The sequence below is a fragment of the Pseudarthrobacter sp. RHLT1-30-1 genome, from assembly GCF_059383415.1.
This window is the reverse complement of sequence record NZ_JBWZCG010000048.1, coordinates 1-14,868: the sequence shown is the minus strand read 5'-3', so window position 1 is coordinate 14,868 and position 14,868 is coordinate 1. Positions and strand designations below refer to the sequence as shown.

Annotated in this window: 16 protein-coding genes; 12 read left to right on the top strand and 4 right to left on the bottom strand. The window is 67.5% G+C overall.

The genetic code is table 11. The annotated features are described in order from the left end of the window. Positions 1–200 precede the first annotated feature (200 nt). The 6 genes from AC50YM_RS20130 to AC50YM_RS20105 all read left to right on the top strand — a co-directional run bounded on the left by AC50YM_RS20130 (position 201) and on the right by AC50YM_RS20105 (position 6,494). On the top strand, positions 201–1,301 hold the full coding sequence (locus AC50YM_RS20130) for an iron-siderophore ABC transporter substrate-binding protein (RefSeq protein ID WP_494958698.1): 1,101 nt from the start codon (positions 201–203) through the stop codon (positions 1,299–1,301). Positions 1,302–1,311: 10 nt separating this feature from the next. After that, positions 1,312–2,385, top strand: a complete 1,074-nt coding sequence (locus AC50YM_RS20125) for a FecCD family ABC transporter permease (protein WP_494958697.1) — start codon at positions 1,312–1,314, stop codon at positions 2,383–2,385. 185 nt (positions 2,386–2,570) lie between these two features. Continuing rightward, positions 2,571–3,635: a FecCD family ABC transporter permease gene (locus AC50YM_RS20120; protein ID WP_494958701.1), complete on the top strand. Its 1,065-nt coding sequence runs from the start codon at positions 2,571–2,573 to the stop codon at positions 3,633–3,635. Between the two features lies 1 nt (position 3,636). Beyond that, a complete protein-coding gene (locus tag AC50YM_RS20115; RefSeq protein WP_494958696.1) occupies positions 3,637–4,473 on the top strand; it encodes an ABC transporter ATP-binding protein in 837 nt (278 codons plus the stop codon). Between the two features lie 68 nt (positions 4,474–4,541). After that, complete coding sequence (locus AC50YM_RS20110; protein WP_494958700.1) at positions 4,542–5,552, top strand: siderophore-interacting protein; 1,011 nt, start codon at positions 4,542–4,544, stop codon at positions 5,550–5,552. A 105-nt stretch (positions 5,553–5,657) separates the two neighbouring features. Beyond that, positions 5,658–6,494, top strand: a complete 837-nt coding sequence (locus AC50YM_RS20105; RefSeq protein WP_494958695.1) for an SGNH/GDSL hydrolase family protein — start codon at positions 5,658–5,660, stop codon at positions 6,492–6,494. 77 nt (positions 6,495–6,571) lie between these two features. Here the strand turns inward: AC50YM_RS20105 and AC50YM_RS20100 are convergent, their stop codons facing one another. Next, on the bottom strand, positions 6,572–6,859 hold the full coding sequence (locus tag AC50YM_RS20100; protein ID WP_494958694.1) for a YciI family protein: 288 nt from the start codon (positions 6,857–6,859) through the stop codon (positions 6,572–6,574). A gap of 101 nt (positions 6,860–6,960) precedes the next feature. Between AC50YM_RS20100 and AC50YM_RS20095 the strand changes: the two genes are divergently transcribed. Genes AC50YM_RS20095 through AC50YM_RS20085 form a run of 3 tightly spaced genes read left to right on the top strand, consistent with a single transcriptional unit; the run spans position 6,961 to position 10,142 of the window. After that, on the top strand, positions 6,961–7,449 hold the full coding sequence (locus tag AC50YM_RS20095; protein ID WP_494958693.1) for a MarR family winged helix-turn-helix transcriptional regulator: 489 nt from the start codon (positions 6,961–6,963) through the stop codon (positions 7,447–7,449). Between the two features lie 59 nt (positions 7,450–7,508). Beyond that, positions 7,509–9,326 (top strand): glutaminase A, encoded by a 1,818-nt coding sequence (gene glsA / locus AC50YM_RS20090; RefSeq protein ID WP_494958692.1) that lies wholly within the window; start codon positions 7,509–7,511, stop codon positions 9,324–9,326. A gap of 54 nt (positions 9,327–9,380) precedes the next feature. Beyond that, positions 9,381–10,142 (top strand): SGNH/GDSL hydrolase family protein, encoded by a 762-nt coding sequence (locus tag AC50YM_RS20085; RefSeq protein ID WP_494958691.1) that lies wholly within the window; start codon positions 9,381–9,383, stop codon positions 10,140–10,142. On the opposite strand, the gene AC50YM_RS20080 is transcribed toward AC50YM_RS20085, so the two are convergent. The 3 genes from AC50YM_RS20080 to AC50YM_RS20070 all read right to left on the bottom strand — a co-directional run bounded on the left by AC50YM_RS20080 (position 10,139) and on the right by AC50YM_RS20070 (position 12,931). Further along, positions 10,139–10,909 (bottom strand): FAD:protein FMN transferase, encoded by a 771-nt coding sequence (locus AC50YM_RS20080; protein ID WP_494958699.1) that lies wholly within the window; start codon positions 10,907–10,909, stop codon positions 10,139–10,141. The two genes, AC50YM_RS20085 and AC50YM_RS20080, sit on opposite strands and share 4 nt — an antisense overlap. A 64-nt stretch (positions 10,910–10,973) precedes the next feature. Continuing rightward, a complete protein-coding gene (locus AC50YM_RS20075) occupies positions 10,974–11,501 on the bottom strand; it encodes an FMN-binding protein (protein ID WP_494958690.1) in 528 nt (175 codons plus the stop codon). Then, the gene (locus AC50YM_RS20070; protein WP_494958689.1) at positions 11,498–12,931 is read right to left on the bottom strand and encodes a ferredoxin reductase family protein; all 1,434 of its coding nucleotides are present in this window, start codon (positions 12,929–12,931) and stop codon (positions 11,498–11,500) included. Before AC50YM_RS20070 ends, AC50YM_RS20075 begins: the two co-directional genes overlap by 4 nt. Positions 12,932–13,412: 481 nt before the next feature. On the opposite strand from AC50YM_RS20070, the gene rpmB reads away from it, so the two are divergent. The 3 genes from rpmB to rpsN are packed head-to-tail and all read left to right on the top strand — an operon-like array spanning position 13,413 to position 14,126. Then, the gene (gene rpmB, locus AC50YM_RS20065) at positions 13,413–13,649 is read left to right on the top strand and encodes a 50S ribosomal protein L28 (protein ID WP_011693744.1); all 237 of its coding nucleotides are present in this window, start codon (positions 13,413–13,415) and stop codon (positions 13,647–13,649) included. Continuing rightward, a complete protein-coding gene (rpmG, locus tag AC50YM_RS20060; protein ID WP_011693743.1) occupies positions 13,649–13,816 on the top strand; it encodes a 50S ribosomal protein L33 in 168 nt (55 codons plus the stop codon). Before rpmB ends, rpmG begins: the two co-directional genes overlap by 1 nt. 4 nt (positions 13,817–13,820) lie before the next feature. After that, complete coding sequence (rpsN, locus tag AC50YM_RS20055; protein ID WP_011693742.1) at positions 13,821–14,126, top strand: 30S ribosomal protein S14; 306 nt, start codon at positions 13,821–13,823, stop codon at positions 14,124–14,126. Positions 14,127–14,868: the final 742 nt, after the last annotated feature.

The window sequence follows — 14,868 nt, the reverse complement described above, 5'->3', positions numbered from 1 at the left end:
GCTTCTGATTCCCCCCACCCAAAGGGGTGCCCCCCCACCCCCCACCCCCCTACTAGGGGGGGGCGGGCGTCCCCCCCGCGTCGCTGTTAGGCGGGCGGTGCGGCGGCATCCACAGTCAATTAAGTTAGAAAAGGTTTGCGTAATTGAGCAAAGGATAGGCTAGCCTTACTTAGGTTCGCTTCATTGACCTAAGGAATCCCATGTCTCTCCCTGCCCCGAGCCGCGTTCTGCCCAGGCGCCGCTTCCTCCGCGCCGCCGGCCAGGCCACTGCCGTCCTGGCCGCCGTCGCACTCTCGTTGACTGCCTGCTCCACCGGCCCGGCCAGCTCGACGGCGTCGGACGCCCCCAGCCAGTCGGCGGGCACCGCCTTCCCGGTGACCATCACGCACGCGTTCGGCGAGACCACGATCAAGGAACAACCCAAGCGGGTCGTCACCGTGTCCTGGGTCAACGACGACGTGGCGATTGCCCTCGGGGTGGTTCCGGTCGGCGTGCCGAAGAACGAGTGGGGCGGCAACGACCAGGGTTCCACCCCGTGGAAGGATGCCGCCCTCAAAAAGCTCGACGCCGGCTTCGGCTCGGCCAAGGCGCCCGCGCAGTTCTCCGAGGCTGACGGCATCAACTTCACCGAAATCGCCAAGCTCAACCCCGACATCATCCTCGGCGCCTACTCCGGGCTGACCGAAGAGGACTACAAGAAGCTCAGTGAAATCGCCCCCGTGGTGGCGCACCCCGAGGTAGCGTACGGAACGTCCTGGCAGGATTCCACCGCCCTCATCGGCAAGGCCCTTGGCAAGGAAACCGAAGCCGCCACGCTGGTCGCCGACACCGAGGCCACCATCGAGGCCAAGGTCGCGGAGTATCCGCAGCTGGCCGGCAAAACCTTCATCTACGGCAACCTCGAGCCGGCCAAGGGCGACGGCGTCAACGTCTACACGGCAAATGACAACCGCCCGCGCTTCCTCAGCGGGATCGGCATGAAGCTGGCCTCCGTGGTGGAGGACAACGCCGAGGGCTCGAAGGAGTTCTTCATCCCGTGGTCCGCCGAAAAAGCCAACGAACTCGCCTCCGACGTCTTCGTGACCTGGGTCCCGGACGCGGCAACGGCCGACTCGATCAAAACCGACCCCCTGCTCAGCCAGATCCCGGCCATCAAGAGCGGCGCCCTCGTCGCCGACTCGGACAACACCCTCACCCTGTCCATCTCCGCGTCCTCGCCGCTGAGCCTGCCCTGGGCCCTGGACACGTTCCTGCCGCAGCTGGCCGGCGCAGCGGACAAAGTTCCTGCCGCCGCGAAGTAGCCACCGCAGCATGAGCGCACTTACGACGACGGCGGGCAGCACCGCCGCCCGGCCCGCCCCGGAAACACCCCGGGCTGCGTGCCACCGTGCCCGGGGACCCCGCACGTTCTGGCTGCTGGCCGCCGTCGTCGTACTGGTGCTGGCGGTGTTGGCGTCGTTCGCGGTCGGGGCCCGGGGCCTGGCCCTGGACACCGTCTGGCAGGCGCTCACCCGGTTTGATCCGGGCAACGGCGACCATGCCGTGGTCCACGCACGCATTCCACGCACCGTCCTCGGCCTGCTCGCCGGCGCCGCCCTCGGGCTGGCCGGGGCGGCGATGCAGGGCGTGACCCGCAACCCCCTCGCGGACCCGGGCATTATCGGAATCAACGCCGGCGCCGCGCTGGCGGTCGTCACGGGAATCTACCTCTTTGGCGTCTCGTCGCTGACCGGCTACATCTGGTTCGCGTTCCTCGGCGCCGCTGCCGCCGCCGTCGTGGTCTGCCTGATCGCCTCGCTCGGCAGGGACGGCGCGACGCCGGTGAAGCTCGCCCTCGCCGGCGCCGCCCTGAGTGCCGGGCTCATCTCGCTGATGAACGTCATCCTCGTATCCAGCAGGGACACCCTGGACGCCTTTCGGTTCTGGCAGGTCGGCGGGATCGCCGGCCGGGACTGGTCGGTGATCCTCCCGGCCCTGCCGTTCCTGCTGCTCGGGGCCGCAATTGTGCTCGCAACGGGCCGGATCCTGAACAACCTCGCACTCGGCGACGACATCGCCCGCGGCCTCGGCCAGCGTGTCGGGCCGGCCCGCGGCATCACTGCCCTCGGGATCGTCCTGCTCTGCGGCACGGCCACGGCACTGGCGGGACCGATCGGCTTCGTGGGCCTTGTTATTCCGCACACGGTCCGGTTCCTGACCGGTCCCGACTACCGCTGGATCCTTCCCTTCTCGCTGGTCCTTGCCCCGGCACTGCTGCTCGCGGCGGACGTGATCGGCCGCGTGATCCTGCTCCCCGGCGAAGTCCCCGCCGGCATCATGACCGCGCTCGTGGGTGCCCCGGTGTTCGTCTGGCTGGTCTGGCGCGGCAAGGGGGCGGGCCTGTGAGAACCGCCCCCAGCCCCCAAAACGCCGCGGCACCCCCCGCTGCCGGGCCGCGCGCCGCCGAAGAACCCGACCCCGGGAAATCCTCCACCGGGAAACTCCCCGCCGAGGTGACACTTAACGCCCATGTTCCGCCCGAACATCGGCGCGATCTGACACCTCGGCGGACCCTGCTGAACAGGACCCTGCTGAACCTGACTCTGCTGAACCTGACTCTGCTGAACCGGACCCTGCTGAACCGGACTGCCGGGTTGGCCCTGGCGGTGCTGGCGCTCTTCGCCGCGAGTGTGCTCCTGGGCAGCTACACCGTCACCATCCCCGACTTCTTCAAAATCCTGGCCGCCCACCTCACCGGCGGGGAGAAAATCCCGGGCGCGAGCTTCATCGTGATGGAGCACAAGCTGCCGCGGGCTGTCGTGGGGACGCTGATCGGCGCCGCGTTCGGGCTGTCCGGTGCACTGTTCCAGACCATGCTCCGCAATCCGCTGGCCAGCCCGGACGTAATCGGCATCAGCTACGGGGCCAGCGCCGCGGCCGTGACGGCGATTGTTGTCTTCGGCGCTTCCGGTGCCGTCGTTTCAGGGGCAGCGTTCGCCGGCGCGCTGGGCGTGGCCGCCCTGATCTACGCCATTTCCCGGAGCGGATCCCTCGGTTCCGGCGGCCGCCGGGGCGACGCCGCGGGCAGCCGGCTGATCCTGGCCGGCGTGGGCATCGCCGCGGCCCTCCACTCCGTGGTCAGCTTCCTGATGACCCGGGCCGACATCCGTGTCGCCGCCGACGTCCTGGTCTGGCTCAACGGCTCACTGAACTCCGCGAACTGGGACCGGGCCGGCGCCCTCGGCCTCACCCTGATCGTCCTGGTTCCCGCCGTGGCGCTCCTCGCCGGGCCGCTGCGCATCCTCGAACTTGGCGACGACACCGCCGCCGGGCTCGGGGTCAGGGTCGGCGCCGCCCGGCTGGCCGTTGTGATCACCGCCGTCGGACTGGCCGCCGCGGCGACGGCGGCCGCCGGGCCCGTGGCATTCGTCGCGTTCCTCGCCGGACCGATCGCACGCCGGTTCGTCCGCAAGGCGAGCCTGCCGGCGTCGGCCCTGGCCGGCGTGCTGATCGTGTTGAGCGCGGACTACCTCGCCGCCAACATCGCGCCGCTGCTGCTGGACGGAACGGTCCTGCCAGTCGGGGTCATCACCGGCGCCCTGGGGGCGCCGTTCCTGCTCTGGCTGCTCGTCAGCTCCAACCGAAAGGACGCCTGAGATGGCAACTCTTCAGACCTCGCGCCTGCGGCTGAAATACGACCAGCGGACCGTGATCGAGGGGCTCTCCGTGGTGATCCCGGAGGGCAGGGTGACCATGATTGTCGGCGCCAACGCCTGCGGCAAATCCACCCTGCTCCGGGGCCTGGCCCGGCTGCTCAAGCCTGCCGCCGGCACCGTCAGCCTGAACGGGGAGGACATCCACCGCCGTCCCGCCCGCGAAGTGGCCCGCACCCTGGGGCTGCTTCCGCAGCACCCGACAGCGCCGGACGGCATCACCGTGCGGGACCTCGTGGGCCGCGGCCGCTACCCGCACCAGGGCTTCTTCAGGTCCGGGCAGGCCGGCGGCTCCGTGGACGATGAACGCGCCGTTGAGCAGGCCATGGCCGCCACCGAAACGCTGGAACTGGCAGGGCGGAACGTGGACGAGCTCTCCGGCGGTCAGCGCCAGCGGGTATGGATTGCGATGGTCCTGGCGCAGGAAACCGAGGTGCTGCTGCTGGATGAGCCCACCACCTACCTGGACCTGACCCACCAGGTGGAGGTCCTGGACCTGATTACGGACCTCAACCGCCAGCGCGGCACCACCGTCGCGATCGTGCTGCACGACCTCAATCTCGCTGCCCGCTACGCGGACCACATCATCGCGATGAAGAACGGACGGATCGTGGCCGAAGGCCCTGCCCGGGCCGTGGTCACCGAGGAACTGGTCCGCGAAGTCTTCGGCCTGGAGTCCCGGGTGGTTCCGGACCCGGTCTCGGGCGCACCCCTAATCATCCCGCTGGGGCGGCACCACGCCGCTGTCCCACAAACCCCAACCCTGGAGCTGGTCCCGTGACTGCAATGAACCCCGCCCCCGCCCGCACCCGGGCGGCGCTCAAGACCCTGCCCGCCACCACCGAGCCGATGACCCTGGCTTTCGACGTCCAGGTCACGGCGGTCCAGCCGCTGGGACCAAACTTCCGGCGGGTCACGTTGGGCGGCAAGTCGCTGCAGAACTTCGGTGTCAACGGGAGCACCCTCGATCTGCGCATCAAACTCATGATCCCGTCGCTGGGCGCGGACGGCACCGCGCTGCCGTTGCCGGAGTTCCGAACGGAGCAGACCGGCTGGTACCGCGAGTGGCTGGCCATGGACCCGGAGACCCGTGGCTCCATGCGGACCTACACGGTGCGGCAGGAACGCCTCGACGCCGTTTACCCGGAACTCGACGTCGACTTCGTGCTGCACTTCGACGGCGCCGGCCGCGCCGGACCGGCCGCCAACTGGGCCCTCAACGCCGAGCCGGGGGACACGCTGACCCTGATCGGACCCAACAACCGGGCGGCGCACTGCGTCACCGCGGAAACCTACTCCGGGATCGAATGGCGTCCGGGTCTGGCCCAGCGGGTACTGCTCGCCGGAGATGAGACGGCCGTCCCGGCCATCAGCGCCATTCTCGAGAGCCTGCCGCCCTCCGTGAGCGGGCACGCCATTCTGGAGGTGCCGGAGGCCGGCGACTTTCAAAGCATCAGGACAGACGCCGACGTCGAGATCACCTGGCTCGCGCGCGGTGCGGCGATCGGCCGCTCACGTCCGCACGGCGAACTGCTGCAGGACGCGGTCCGGGCCGCCGTCACTCTCCCCGGCTGGGTCGGCCTCCGACCATCCGCTGAGCCTGCCGCGGGTCCGGAGCCCGAGGACGTCAACGTGGACCGCGACATCCTGTGGGAAACCCCTGCGCGGATGGATGCCGCGTCGATCAGCGCCAGCCGGAACCCGGACAAGCCCGCGGGGGCAATGCCGTTCTACGCCTGGATCGCCGGCGAAGCGGGGGTAGTAAAGGAGATGCGCCGGTACCTGGTGCGGGAGGTCGGGATCGACCGTAAGCAGGTTGCGTTTATGGGTTACTGGCGGCAGGGGAAGGCAGAGAACTAGCTCCGGCGGCCGGACGGGCAGCAGCCGCTGCTTTGCCCACCACTGTGCGTTAGCCGTTTACCCGGTTGTCCCCTGCTGGCAGGGTGGGCTCGCTAGCGTGGGCCCATGGCTGAAAATCTTTTATCCCCGGGCGCTGATGGACGGCGGGTCTATGTTGCCCTGGGGGATTCCTTCACCGAGGGCGTGGGGGACTACAGCACCAGGCTTCCCAATGGAGTGCGAGGCTGGGCGGACCGGGTGGCCGAGCAGTTGGCCAAGTCGGACCCGGGGTGGGAATACGCCAATCTGGCCATCCGCAGCAAGCGGCTTCGGCACATCATCGCGGAACAGCTGGAACCCGCGCTCGCCATGGAACCTACCCTGATCACCTTGTACGCGGGCGGGAACGACGTGCTGGATCTCGGGACCGACATCAACGCCCTGATGAAGGACTACGAGTTCCTCGTCGCCAGACTTGCCGCCGGCGGGGCCACCGTGGTGCTGTTCACCGGTTTCGACGTCCGGGTGTCGGCGCTGCTGGAACCACTCAAGAAACGGAACGCCATCTACAACCAGCGGGTCCGGGAGGTGGCGGCGAGGTACGAGGCGGTCCTGGTGGACTACTGGTGCTTCGACGCGTTCTACGATCCGCGGATGTGGGATTCGGACCGGCTGCACATGTCCAAGGCCGGCCACAAGTACCTTGCAGGCCAGGTCCTGGACCAGCTCGGGGTGCCGCACAAGGTGAAGCCCAAGGATTGGGCGCCGCCGGCAAAACGCGGCCTCCGGGACTGGGAACGCCGGCAGCGCCGCTGGGTCCGGGACTGGGTCCTGCCGCTCGTCGCCCGCAAGCTCCGGGGCGTCACGCTCGGGGACGAACTCAGCCCGCGCTGGCCGCTGCCGGTCCGGGTCCCGCCCAAGGCCGGACTAAAGAAACTGACCGCACGGATTCCCGCGAATTAGGCCTGCGGGGACTGACCGGCGCAAAGCCGAACAGCCCAGACTGACCGGCGCAAAGCCAAACAGCGGGCGGGCCCGGGTCAGCTGTCCTGCAGGTTCTCGTAGCCCGGGGCCACCCGGCTCGCGTGGAACTCCTCGACGTCGAACTCGGCCACGCCGTTGATGTAGAACGGATCCTTGGCCAGCGCGGCATCCAGGTCGCCGCGGTCCGCGTTGGACAGCAACAGGGCACCCGTGCGGGGGATTTTCCGGCCCGCGACCATAAAGATGCCCCGGTCGAAGGCATCCTGCAGCCACGTGACATGCGCCGGGAGGTGGAAGTCAACGATCTCTTCGGGGACCTTGTAGGTCAGGGAGACTACGTACATGGGGTCAGCCTACCGCGTGCCGCCGGCACCCGGGCCGACACGTCTTCAACGCAATCCGGCAAAGTTGAACCGTCAATATTAAATGCTCCTAGACTATAGCCATGACTGAACCGCGCTGGCTGAACGCCGAGGAACGCCGGGCCTGGCTGGCCCAACTGAGCATCAACACCCTGCTGCCCGCAGCACTGGACACCCAGCTGCACCACGCGCGGAAGCTCTCACTCTTTGACTACAACGTCCTCGCGATGCTCTCGGAGGCCGACGGCCGCTTTCTGCCCATGAGCGAACTGGCCGCCCGCACCAGCGCCTCCCTGTCCAGGCTCTCCCATGTGGTCACCAAGCTGCAGACCCGCGGCTGGGTGGAACGCCGTCCGCATCCCGGCGATGCCCGGGTAACAACGGCGCACCTCACCGACGCAGGAATGGAAACCATCGAGGAGCTCGCCCCGGGTCACGTCGAGGCTGTCCGTACCCTGTTCCTCGATGCCCTGAGCGACGAGGACGTCGCCGACCTGGCACGGATCGGCGAGAAAATCGTGGGCCGACTGGATAAGGGCCACTGGATCCTCCGGGACAGCCAGCACGCCTAGGGCCGCCGCCCAGCCTTACTGAACCTGGCGTCAAGACGGCGTCGCCTAGTGTTGGCACTATGGAATCGCCGATCGACAGCTACCTCCGCCAGATCCACGCCGAGATCGCCCAGCTCAAGGACGGCAAGCCCTACAGCACCATTCCGGCGATGGCCAACGTGGACCCGAACAACTTCGGCATCGCCCTCGCCACCGTCGACGGCAAGGTCTACGAGATCGGGGACACCCGCGAGGAATTCACCATCCAGTCCATCTCCAAGCCCTTCACCTACGGGCTGGCCCTCGAGGACCTCGGCAACGAGGCCGTGGACGCCAAGGTGGACGTGGAACCGTCCGGGGACTCGTTCAACGAGATCTCCCTCGCCGAAGGGACGGGCCGGCCGGCCAACGCGATGATCAACGCCGGTGCCCTCACCGCCACCTCGCTGATCAGGGGATCCGGCGGGCAGTCCGGCTTCAAACGGATCCTCAGCACGTACTCGGCCTTCGCGGGCCGGCAGCTCTCGGTCAGCGAAAAGATCTTCGAATCCGAGCTCAAGCACGGCCACCGCAACACCGCTCTCGCGTATCTGCTGCGCTCCTTCGACATCATCGAGGATGACCCTACGCCGGTCCTGGCGGACTATTTCCGCCAGTGCTCCGTCCTGGTGAACTCGTTCGACCTTTCGATCATGGCCGCCACCCTCGCCAACGGCGGCCGGAACCCGCTCAGCGGCAAACAGGTGCTGGGCATCGGCCCGGTGGAACGTGTGCTGTCCGTAATGATGACCTCCGGCATGTACGACGACGCGGGCGCCTGGATCAGCAGCGTGGGAATGCCCGGAAAGAGCGGGGTGGCCGGCGGGATCATTGCGGTGCTGCCCGGCCAGGTCGGCCTTGCGGTCTATTCGCCGCCGCTGGATGAACACGGCAGCAGCGTCCGCGGCCTGGCGACCGCGCAGCGGCTCTCCCTGGACATGGAACTCCACTTCGTCCGCGCGGCCCGGACCGGACGGTCTGCCATCCTCGCCGCCTACGATGTGACCGAGACTCCCTCCGGTATCCGCCGCAACGACGAGGCCGCCGACGTCCTCCGCGCGCATGGCCACCGGGCCCGCGTGCTCGAGCTCAACGGCGACCTGCTCTTCGCCGGCACCGAGTCCATGATCCGCGAGCTCAGCAGCCTGCCGGACGACGTCGAGCTGGTGGTCCTGGACATGCGCCGCACCGGCCAGGTTAGCGAGGTCGCCGTCCGGATGCTTGACACCTCCCGCGAACGACTCGACGACGCCGGCCGGGAACTCGTGCTGATCGAGGCCGACGGTTCCATCGCGGAAGCCATGGGACAGCCAGCCGAGCGTCCGGTGCCGACCTTCGCGAACCGGAACGCCGCCGTCGAATACTGCGAGAACCGCCTGCTGGAGCGGCACGGGACCCACCTGCTGCTGCCGGACCTCGTGCCGGTCACCGCGTCGCCCGCCCTGGCGCCCCTGGACGCGGCCGACGCCGCAGCGCTGGAAGCGCTCATGACCGCCAAATCCTACGACGACGGCGACGTCATCCGGCGCGTCGGGCTGCGGTTCGGCGGGGTCTACTTCATCACCTCCGGCCGGGTCAGCAGCACTTCCCCGGGGCCCACCGCGGACCGGGTGAAACTGAATACGCTCAGCGCCGGAATGACCTTCGGCGAGTTGGCCCTGGGCAGCCGGAACCGGCAGGAAACCACGGTCAGGGCGGTGGGCCCGGTCCAGGTCATGGTGCTCAGTGCCGAGGCGATTGCCGAGCTGGAGGCCCGCGACGCGCGGCTGGCCGTCGCCCTTTGGAAGGCACTGACCCGGGACGCGTACACCCGGGTGGAGCAGTACCTGCGCGAATCGGCCGTCCGGATCCGCGAGTAACGCCCCTGCCGCCGTGCTTTGTTTGCTTGGGGCAACTGCTGGCAGACTGGGTCCATGAATTTCACGTCCCGCTATGTAGCCCTTGGCGACTCCTTCACGGAAGGCGTCGGCGACGAGGACCCCACCCGCCCCAACGGCGTCCGCGGCTGGGCGGACCGGGTGGCTGACCAGCTCGGGGCCGCCGATCCGGGCTTCGGGTACGCGAACCTCGCCATTCGCGGCCGGAAGCTCCGCCAGATCATGGCCGAACAGGTCGACGCCGCCGTCGCGCTCAATCCGACCCTCGTGAGCATCTACGCCGGGGCCAACGACGTCCTTCGGCCCAAGGTCGATATCGACGACCTGCTGGTGGATTACGACGCGGGCATCCGCAGGCTCAAGGCAACCGGCGCAACGGTGGTGATGTTCACCGGTTTCGACTCCCGTGGGTCGAAGATCTTCGGTACAACCCGCGGACGCACCGCCATCTACAACGAACTGGTCCGCGGCATCGCCGGGGACCACGGTGCCCTGCTGGTGGACTATTGGCGGTTCAGCGAGTACTACGACTGGGGAATGTGGGCGACCGACCGGATGCACATGTCGGCCGCGGGCCACGCAAACATGGCCAAGCGCGTCCTCACCGTCCTGGCGCACGACCACTCGATCGAGGTCCCGCCCATGACGCCGGTTCCGGAGCTGAACCGGGCCGAGGCGCTCCGGGCCAACGCCCGCTGGGTGCGCGAATTCGCCGGACCGTGGGTGGTCCGCCGCGTCACCGGGAAGTCGTCAGGGGACGGACTGAGCCCGCGCTACCCCCAGCTGACGCACCTCTAGGCCCGGAACCCCGGCGTCGCGAGCAGTTCCCCGCTGCCGAGGACGGCGAGCACCTCGACGTCCCAGCTGTCCGTAGCCCAGTCCAGCATGCGCCGCCCGCCGGCGACGACCGCCGTGGCCAGGACGTCCGCGGTGACAATGTCCGCGGCGGCCACCGACACCTGGCGGAATTCGGTGCGGCGGAATTCGGTCCGGCCCACGCCGGCACGCCAGATGTGGTCGCCGCGCTCCGTGGTCCCGGACGTTGCCAGGGCCGCGAATCGGCCGGTGCCGCCCAGCGGAAACCCCGAGAGCAGCGCCCCGCGGTCCTCCGGATCCACGATCCCGGCCAGCCACGGGGTCCCTGTTCCCGGGGAGGGCGAGCCGCTCACCAGCACATCGCCCCCGGCGTTCAGGCACCAATGCTCGATGCCGGCAGACTCCAGAGCGGAGGCTGCCTGGTCGATCGCGTACCCCTTGATGATTCCGGAGAGGTCCAGTACGCCGTCGGGCCGCTCGGGGGTGAAGAATCCCTCGGTCAGCAGGCGCCAACCGGTGGCATCCTCAAAGCGCGTCCGGAAGGCCACCGAGGCGTCCCGGAGAGTGACCTCACCGCGGGCCATCCGGCTGGCCTCGGAATCCGGGCGGTACAGGCTGAACATCGCGTCCAGCCCGGTGAACACGCGTTCGACGGCGGCCGTGGCGCCTTCCAGCACCAGCACGTCTTGCGCCGCGTCGGCGGTTCCAGCGGTTCCGGTGGGCAGGGCGAGGCTGATGACGGTTCCCATGCACTGGAAGGTCCGGCTCTTCAGGACCGGGGCGGTCAGCCCCGGACTCCCGGCCGGGGCCGGCTTAGAGGTTCGCTGCATCGAGGGCTGCCTGAAGTGAACGTAGGTACGCGTCGCTGGTGACTGTGGCTCCGCCGATCGTCTGCACCTGGGCGGACTGGGCCTTGAGGACCGCGGCCCGAAGCAGGGGAGCGGCCCGGGTGCTGATCTGCACCGACTTTCGGTCGTCGTCTGTCAGCTGGAGGGCGGTGACCTCGGTGATCGCGCCGGCCTTCACGGTGATCTGCACCTGGACCGCGCCGAAACGGGTCTGGACCACACTGCCGGCGAAGGTTCCGGCGGCCTGCGCTGCCGCCCCGGCCGAACCTGAGGAGCCGCTGGAACCGCCGGCGGAGCTGGAGCCGCTGGAGCCGGACGAGCCGTTTGTGGTCCCGCTGCCGGCTCCCGACGCGGACGAGGTGCCGGACGACGTGGCCGCCGAGGTTGTCGCGGCCGCGCTGCCCGTGTCCGCGACGTGCGCACCCGACTGCCAACCCGCCAGAAGGATCCCGGCGGAGGCCAGCGCCGCTGAAACTGCTGCTCGTATTCTCACCAGTCGAACCTTTCGTAGTGGATTTGTTCCTCCCGGACACCGGCCGCTCGGGCTTCCCGAAGCACACTGCGCGCCCAGGTGGACGGGCCGCAGACGTAGACGTCGGCGTCGGCGATGTCCGGCGCGTAGCTTGCCAGCCGGTGTCCGGAACGGACGGAAGACGCCGGCAGCCAGCTGCGGTCGCCGGTGCTCCGGGCCCCGGTGAGATGGAACAAAGTGGCCTCGCGGCGGCGGCACAGGTCCAGGATCTCGTCGCCCAGGTAGAGTTCGGACTCGCTGTGCCCCCGGAGAATCACCGTTGCGTTGCCCGGGTCAAAGGGCGTGCGCTCCAGCAGGGCGCGGATCGGAGTGATGCCGATGCCGGCTCCGATCATCACAACGCGGTTCTTGCTGCGGGCCGCCGTGCTGAAGAGCCCGTAAGGCCCCTCGATGGCTACCCTGGTCCCGGGTTTCAGCCGGGCCAGCTGAGCCGAACCCCGGCCGAGGTTGCGCACGGTAATCCGCAGCCTGCCCCGGCCCGAGGAATCGAACAGCACGGGTTCCGCCGAGAGGCTGAAGGGGTGCGGATGCCACCACGCGCCCGGGGCGAGGAACCGCCAGATGAAGAACCGGCCGCCGCTGCCGGCGAGTTCGTCGAGATGGCGGCCGGCCAGTTCAATGCTCACGACACCGGGGGCCTCCGTCGCGATGCGGCTCACCGTGAGTTTGTGCCGGACCGTGGCGACGATCGGCTCAAGGACGCGGTAGTGGGCCAGGGCGACCCCGGTTGCGATGCAGATGGCGATCCAATACCAGCGCTGCCACGTGCCCTCGAAGAGGGCGCCGGTGCTGAACTGATGCGGGATGGCGGTCAGCACGGCTGCATAGGTCAGCAGGTGGACGGCATACCAGAATTCGTAGGGGAACCGGCGCCGGACTGCTACCAGCGAGGTGACCACCACGGCGATGAACAGTCCCATGGCCACGATGGCGAGCCACATGTCGGGGACCAGCACCCAGAGTGACACGAGCTCACTGACCGGGTCGAGACCTTCGGCCAGCCCGTACCCGATTGCGATCAGGATTCCGTGCGCGAGCAGCAGGTAAAGCGAGGGTTTGCCGAGTGTGCGGTGAAATTCAAGGGCCCGGTCGTGCCCGACGGCGCCGTCGATCAATGGAAGGCGCGCTACCAGCAGCAACATGAGCAGCACAAGGTCCATGCCGGCAAGGCCCGCCACGATTCCGAGGGCCGTGAACGAGCCGGCGAGCGTCGAGAATCCGGTGGCGCCGCCGTCGGCGAGCCACAGCGCAATGGCAGCAGCCACCGAAGACCAAGCGAGCACGGTCAGCAGGTCTGCCCGGAAGCAGCGACTCCGGGCCTGGCCCCGGAACCGCTCCACCGGAGTGCGGCGGGCCGTGCCGGGGACGGCTGTCTGGAGTGAAGACTTCATGGTTCTACGGTCCGCCCGGCGCCTATCAATTTGCTGTGAAAGCGCTAGGGTGCCGATGTGACTTCGCCCCGAAGCGGCTGGTGTTCCTTATACACCTCCGGATGCCGGATTGGTCTTTAATTCGTCAAGCTCGTAGACTTGGTAGGCGCTAGGTGGCGCGGAGCGTGTGCAATTGCTCCGGTTGGTGGGATTTGCCTGCAATATTGGCAGTCCTGATGGCCGGTAGTTAGGGGCTCAAGTTGCGTGCACTCCTGTATTCGCCCAGCATCCCGGTACTTCGCCGTGGTTTCCCCAGGGATTCCGCAGCCCGGTGCCCGTGGTCCACAATCTTCGCCGCAGTGAAGCAAGCAGCCGGTTTACCCCGTCCGCCTGAACACTGCGGAACTATCGAAACACCGTGGGAGCTGGATGCGGACGCCGCCTGTCGCACGGTCTAGCGGGAACTCCGCAGCCGTTTCATTTATTTTTGAGGAGAGTCGTCATGGCAGCACACTGCCAGGTGACCGGAGCCGAGCCGGGCTTTGGACACAGCATTTCGCACTCGCACCGACGCAACAAGCGTCGGTTCGACCCGAACATCCAGAAGAAGCGCTACTGGGTTCCGTCCCTGCGCCGTAACGTCACCCTGCAGGTCTCTGCGCGTGGCATCAAGACAATCGACGTGCGTGGCATCGACGTAGTCGTAGCCGCCATCCTGGCACGAGGAGTGAAGCTCTAATGGCTAAGGACAAGGACGTACGTCCGATCATCAAGCTCAAGTCGACCGCGGGTACGGGTTACACCTACGTAACGCGCAAGAACCGTCGTAACGACCCGGACCGTATGGTTCTGAAGAAGTACGACCCCCGCATCCGCAAGCACGTCGAATTCCGAGAGGAGCGCTAAACACATGGCTAAGAAGTCAATGATCGCTAAGAACGAACAGCGTAAAGTCATCGTCGAGCGTTATGCTGCAAAGCGCCTCGAACTGAAGAAGGCTCTGGTTGACCCCGCGTCGACCGACGAAGCGCGCGAAGCCGCACGCCTCGGCCTGCAGAAGCTGCCCCGCAACGCCTCACCGGTACGTCTGCGTAACCGCGACATCATCGATGGCCGCCCGCGCGGTACCTTCCAGAAGTTCGGCATCTCCCGTGTTCGCTTCCGCGACATGGCTCACCGCGGTGAGCTCCCCGGCATCACGAAGTCTTCCTGGTAATTCAGCACTACTGAATCCAGTGGCTTGAAAGAAGGGCCGGCGCCTCTTGGTGCCGGCCCTTCTTTCGTTAAGGTCCGACGGCGGACCCTCCGCCGGCGGGCGAGCGGGGTGGGCGTGACGGTGGCCAGAAGTCCCTGGTGGACGTGGAGCGGGTCCTCGCTGTCCGAGTGACTTCGGAGCGCGGTGATGCAGCCCACAGGAGCGGGGTTTCATTGTTTCGGCCGTGGGGGCCCGTCTGTTGGGCCTTTAGTCCGGGTGGTTGCGGGGTTTTTGGGGGTGTGGGGGGGTGTGGTGTGGGTGGATTTGTGTGGGGGTCTTGGGGCGTGTATTGTTATTCGAGTCGCCGCCGCTGATGCGGAAAGATAGCGACCGACCCCCTGATAAACGGCCTGGAAAATGGCGCTGTTTTTTATGCGCTGATTTCGGGTGGGGATCCTCTTCTGGACGTGTGGATCGCGGAAACGCTGATTTGCAAAGCTCCGGGGGTTCGGGTAAGTTAGTGAAGTTGCTCCGGAGCGATCCGCGACCTGTGGTTGTGGTGGTGCCGGGTGTGTCTGTTGTTTGAGAACTCAATAGTGTGCCAAGTTTGTTGATACCAATTTATTGTATTGAATTGGTTGAATTGACCAGGTCCGCCACCCCGTGGTGTGGTCTGGTTTTTACAGCTGGTTTCAAATTTTGTGCAGGGTGTGCATCCCGTTTTCCCGGGGGCGCATGTTGTGTCTGTTTTACTTCAACGGAG

Excerpts from the sequence above, each read along its gene's own strand:
- rpsN (WP_011693742.1), top strand. The coding sequence starts at position 13,821 with ATGGCTAAGAAGTCAATGATCGCTAAGAACGAACAGCGTAAAGTCATC.
- rpmG (WP_011693743.1), top strand. The coding sequence starts at position 13,649 with ATGGCTAAGGACAAGGACGTACGTCCGATCATCAAGCTCAAGTCGACC.
- AC50YM_RS20105 (WP_494958695.1), top strand. The coding sequence starts at position 5,658 with ATGGCTGAAAATCTTTTATCCCCGGGCGCTGATGGACGGCGGGTCTAT.
- AC50YM_RS20130 (WP_494958698.1), top strand. The coding sequence starts at position 201 with ATGTCTCTCCCTGCCCCGAGCCGCGTTCTGCCCAGGCGCCGCTTCCTC.
- AC50YM_RS20070 (WP_494958689.1), bottom strand. The coding sequence starts at position 12,931 with ATGAAGTCTTCACTCCAGACAGCCGTCCCCGGCACGGCCCGCCGCACT.
- rpmB (WP_011693744.1), top strand. The coding sequence starts at position 13,413 with ATGGCAGCACACTGCCAGGTGACCGGAGCCGAGCCGGGCTTTGGACAC.
- AC50YM_RS20100 (WP_494958694.1), bottom strand. The coding sequence starts at position 6,859 with ATGTACGTAGTCTCCCTGACCTACAAGGTCCCCGAAGAGATCGTTGAC.
- glsA (WP_494958692.1), top strand. The coding sequence starts at position 7,509 with ATGGAATCGCCGATCGACAGCTACCTCCGCCAGATCCACGCCGAGATC.
- AC50YM_RS20080 (WP_494958699.1), bottom strand. The coding sequence starts at position 10,909 with ATGGGAACCGTCATCAGCCTCGCCCTGCCCACCGGAACCGCTGGAACC.
- AC50YM_RS20085 (WP_494958691.1), top strand. The coding sequence starts at position 9,381 with ATGAATTTCACGTCCCGCTATGTAGCCCTTGGCGACTCCTTCACGGAA.
- AC50YM_RS20125 (WP_494958697.1), top strand. The coding sequence starts at position 1,312 with ATGAGCGCACTTACGACGACGGCGGGCAGCACCGCCGCCCGGCCCGCC.
- AC50YM_RS20110 (WP_494958700.1), top strand. The coding sequence starts at position 4,542 with ATGACCCTGGCTTTCGACGTCCAGGTCACGGCGGTCCAGCCGCTGGGA.
- AC50YM_RS20115 (WP_494958696.1), top strand. The coding sequence starts at position 3,637 with ATGGCAACTCTTCAGACCTCGCGCCTGCGGCTGAAATACGACCAGCGG.
- AC50YM_RS20095 (WP_494958693.1), top strand. The coding sequence starts at position 6,961 with ATGACTGAACCGCGCTGGCTGAACGCCGAGGAACGCCGGGCCTGGCTG.